Origin of the sequence: Caldicoprobacter sp. (assembly GCF_047459465.1) — a bacterium.
Lineage (GTDB): Bacteria > Bacillota > Clostridia > Caldicoprobacterales > Caldicoprobacteraceae > Caldicoprobacter.
Window position 1 is genome coordinate 1 of record NZ_VSCO01000133.1, and the last position, 4742, is coordinate 4742.

The following is a 4742-nucleotide window of genomic DNA, read 5'->3' on the forward strand; positions in this document are numbered from 1 at the left end:
TAGTGGATATAAGCAGGGAGTTTTTGAACACCAACGGAGTCAAAAGGAAGAGCAGGGCGGTTGTATCAGCTCCCCGGGAGGAAGGCTACTTTTTTGAAAAGCTGCCTCAAGAGGTGTCTATGTGCTATTTCGACCTCAAGAAGGCATGGCTCAACAACCTTGAGAGGCTCAACGTTTGCAGCCAGAAGGGTCTGGTTGAGAGGTTTGACAGCACCATAGGCGCAGGCACGGTGCTCATGCCTTTTGGGGGCAGGTACCAGCTAAGCCCTGCCGAAGGGATGGTAGCCAAGATACCGGTGCTTGAGGGGGATACTACCACCGGCACCATCATGACCTTTGGGTATAATCCGGCATTGTCGAAGTGGAGCCCGTTCCATGGTGCCCTCTTTGCAGTTGTAGAGGCCGTTTCAAAGGTATGTGCTCTAGGGGGAGACTGGCGGCGTATAAGACTTACCCTTCAAGAATATTTTGGTAAACCAGGAGACGATCCGATCAAATGGGGGAAGCCGCTGGCAGCTTTGCTGGGAGCCTATTATGCTCAGATAAAACTCGGTTTGCCCTCAATTGGCGGCAAGGACAGCATGTCGGGAACATTTAAGGACATGGATGTTCCACCGACGGTGGTGGCGTTTGCGGTGGATACCGTCGATGTAAGGCACGTGATTTCCACCGAATTCAAAAAGGCGGGCAGCACGGTGGTTCTGGTGCCCCTCAATAGGGACTGCTATGGACTGCCAGACTTTGAGCAGCTTAAAGCCAATTACACCCGGATCCACTCTCTTATAAAATCCGGCAAGGTATTGGCCGCGTGTGCCGTAAAGACAGGCGGTGTAGCCGAGGCTATAAGCAAGATGTGCTTCGGTAACATGATAGGTTTTATCTTTGAGAGGGTGAATGATTGGAGAGCGCTTTTCAGGCCCGATTACGGATCCATTATCCTCGAGGTTTCGAAAGACGAGGACCTGACAAGCTTGTTTGACGGTATAGAGTACAGGCTGCTGGGCTATACCCAGGAAAATCCCGAAATAAGGGTAAACGGGGTGAACATAAGTTTACAAGAGGCTTTAGAAAGCTGGGAAAGGCCGCTGGAGGATGTATTTCCCACAAGGGTTCAAGGAGATGAACCCCAGGATAATCCCGATATGGGGCTGTTTACGCGGGGTATACGTCAGAGGCCGAGGATCAAGGTTGCAAGGCCCAGGGTGTTCATACCGGTATTTCCCGGGACAAACTGCGAGTACGATACCGCCAGGGCATTTGAGAAGGCGGGCGCTGTGGTAGATGTCTTCGTGATAAGGAACCTGACACCTCGGGATATAGAGCAATCGATAGAGGAAATGACAAGGCGTATAGACAATTCCCAGATCATAGCCATAGCGGGTGGCTTCAGCGGAGGGGATGAGCCCGACGGTTCAGGCAAGTTCATTGCAACAACCTTTAGGAATCCATACATAAAGGAAGCGGTCATGAGGCTTTTGAAGGAGAGAGATGGGCTTATTTTAGGCATATGTAACGGCTTTCAGGCCCTTATAAAGCTGGGCCTGGTGCCGTATGGCGAAATAAGGGATATGACCGACGACAGCCCAACCCTTACTTTTAATACCATAGGTCGTCATGTATCGCGCATGGTATACACCAAGGTGGTGTCCAACCTTTCGCCGTGGTTTTCCAAGGTCAAGCCGGGAGATATTCACGTGGTCCCCGTATCCCATGGCGAGGGCAGGTTTATTGCCCCGCCTGATAAGATATTGGAGCTGTTTAAGAATGGACAGGTGGCCACTCAGTATGTGGACTTTAAGGGCAATCCCTCTTACGATATACGCTTTAATCCCAACGGCTCTATGATGGCCATAGAAGGCATAACCAGCCCTGATGGCCGCGTGCTGGGCAAGATGGGCCATTCGGAGAGGACAGGTACCAATGTCGCCAAAAATATACCGGGAGAAAAGGACCAGAGGATATTCGAGGCAGGCGTTGAATATTTTATGTAAGGTGAGGTCATTTTGCTCTTGTGCGAGGGTTAATAATGTTATAAGATATAAAAATAAAATAAGATGTTACACTGAGACATGGCGCTGTGGCGTAACCGAAATTTATGCTCAGGCAGTTTGGGATGTGGAGGAAATACTCACAAAACAGGGGTTGTTCATTGGGAGGGTACGGTTTAAAAGCGCTGGAATGTCGAAGGCGCTTTTTTAAGAAACTCACAGGATGATGGTATAATAGATGGAAATGTATAAATGTAGACGAAAATATGGTGGGTGATGTTGTCGGGATGTTTGCAAAGCGCATAATTCCCTGCCTGGATGTTGATGGCGGAAGGGTGGTCAAGGGTACAAATTTTGTCAACCTGCGGGATGCCGGGGATCCGGTGGAAATAGCAAGGCGGTACGACCAGGCCGGTGCCGATGAGCTGGTGTTTCTGGACATCACCGCGTCGGTCGAGGCGCGCAATATAATGCTGGATGTGGTTGCAAGGACCGCCGAGCAGGTTTCCATTCCGCTGACGGTGGGCGGAGGCATACGCAGCCTATCGGATTTCCGTGACATACTCAAGGTGGGTGCCGATAAGGTCTCAATAAACTCCGCGGCCGTGCATAACCCTGATCTCATAGAGGAAGCGGCATCGAAATTCGGCAGCCAGTGCGTCGTAGTGGCCATAGATGCCAAGAGGCGGCAGGATGGTAGGGGCTGGGATGTTTACATCAACGGCGGAAGGATAAACACCGGCAAGGATGCCGTCGAGTGGGCTGTAGAAGTTGAAAGAAGAGGTGCGGGAGAGATACTGCTGACCAGCATGGATGCCGATGGCACCAAGGATGGGTACGATATAGCTTTAATCAGGGCAGTGACGCAGACTGTCAACATACCCGTCATTGCGTCGGGCGGCGCGGGGAAGTTGGAGCATTTCTACGATGCCATAGTGCATGGAGGGGCCGATGCCGTCCTGGCGGCTTCGCTGTTTCACTATGGGGAGCTGACGATTGCTGAGGTAAAGGACTATCTGGCTGAAAGGGGCATACCCGTCAGAAGATATAAGCTGTGTTGATGTGATTGTTGTGCTATTGACAACCCAAAAAACGCTTTGAGGAAGCTTTGTGCAAGCGATGTTTCGCTTGCTCTCGTTTTTTTGTGCTTAAAGCTATTAAAGTTGCTAATTTATAAAAACAAAATTGTTGTAGTAAGTTCAATGTAAGGTTCATTAATCTGAGCATAATATTATTATATGGATATCGGTGGATGTGATGGATAAATTATATTTTTTATTAATGTATGCTTTATCCAATCTTTAAAAGAGAAAGGAGTATTTGCCTTGAAGCATGAAGTCGTGGCCATACTGGACTTTGGAGGGCAATACAGCCAGCTTATTGCCAGACGGGTAAGGGAAGCCGGGGTATACTGCGAGATACTGCCCTTTAATGTATCTATTAACAGACTAACAAGCTTGAACCCCAAGGGGATTATATTGACGGGGGGGCCTGCATCGGTTACCCAGCCCGATTCGCCTTTGTGCCATCCCGGGGTGTTTGAACTGGGCGTGCCGGTGCTGGGAATATGTTACGGCATGCAGCTCATGAGCGTCATGCTGGGCGGCGAGGTCATAAAGGCCGAGCAGAGGGAATACGGCAAAACCGAGGGTACGCTGGATCCTTCCAGCCAGCTCTTTTATGGCATGGAAGAGCAGACCACAACCTGGATGAGCCATACCTATTATGTGAGCAAGCCGCCTAAAGGCTTTAGAGTTACGGCAAGGTCGGTCAATTGTCCTGTGGCGGCCATGGAAGATCCGCAGAGGAAGCTGTATGCCGTGCAGTTTCATCCCGAAGTGGAGCATACCGTTAAGGGGAGGGAGATTCTAAAAAATTTCCTTTTCAGGGTGTGCGGTTGCTCGGGGGACTGGAAGATTTCGTCCTTCATTGAAGATACTGTAGAGGACATACGCCGGAAGGTGGGCGATGCTTCGGTGCTGTGTGCCTTGTCTGGCGGCGTGGATTCTTCGGTGGCAGCATTGCTGGTGCATAAAGCCATAGGGGACAGGCTTACCTGTATCTTTGTGGACCATGGGCTTTTGAGGAAGAATGAGGCTGACCAGGTTGAAAATGTGTTTAAAAATAGATTTAATATCAATTTCATAAGGGTGGATGCAGCCGACAGATTTCTGTCCAGGCTGGCGGGCGTTGTTGACCCTGAGAAGAAGAGGAAGATCATAGGGGAGGAGTTCATAAGGGTCTTTGAGGAAGAAGCTAGAAAGCTGGGCAAGATTGATTATTTGGTACAGGGCACCATATACCCCGATGTGATAGAAAGCGGTACTGGTAATGCAGCGGTTATAAAGAGCCATCACAATGTCGGTGGGCTGCCAGTTGATATAGATTTCAAGGGGATTATCGAGCCGCTGCGAAGCCTCTTCAAGGATGAGGTGAGGAAGGTGGGAAGGGAGTTGGGCCTTCCCGAAGAGATAGTTTCGAGACAGCCCTTCCCGGGTCCAGGCCTGGCGGTAAGGGTGATAGGTGAGGTTACCAGAGAAAAGCTGGAGATCCTCAGGGAAGCCGACCATATATTCCGTGAGGAAATCGACAAGGCCGGGCTGGCAGGTGATATAAGCCAGTATTTCGCCATACTCACCGGTATGAGGACGGTGGGCGTCATGGGAGATGAGAGAACCTATGATTACGTTGTGGCTTTAAGGGCGGTTGTGACCACCGACTTTATGACGGCCCAGTGGGCAAAGATACCCTACG

At 50.3% G+C, this 4742-nt stretch carries 3 protein-coding genes; all 3 read left to right on the top strand.

What is annotated here, in order from left to right:
* A partial coding sequence (locus tag FWJ59_RS07905) for a phosphoribosylformylglycinamidine synthase subunit PurQ (protein ID WP_414481406.1) occupies positions 1 to 1991 on the top strand: 1991 nt, incomplete at its 5' end.
* Between the two features lie 284 nt (positions 1992 to 2275).
* Positions 2276 to 3049, top strand: a complete 774-nt coding sequence (gene hisF / locus FWJ59_RS07910) for an imidazole glycerol phosphate synthase subunit HisF (protein WP_414481408.1) — start codon at positions 2276 to 2278, stop codon at positions 3047 to 3049.
* Positions 3050 to 3313: 264 nt separating this feature from the next.
* Positions 3314 to 4742, top strand: a 1429-nt coding sequence (gene guaA, locus FWJ59_RS07915; protein WP_414481407.1) for a glutamine-hydrolyzing GMP synthase, incomplete at its 3' end; no start/stop codon positions are given.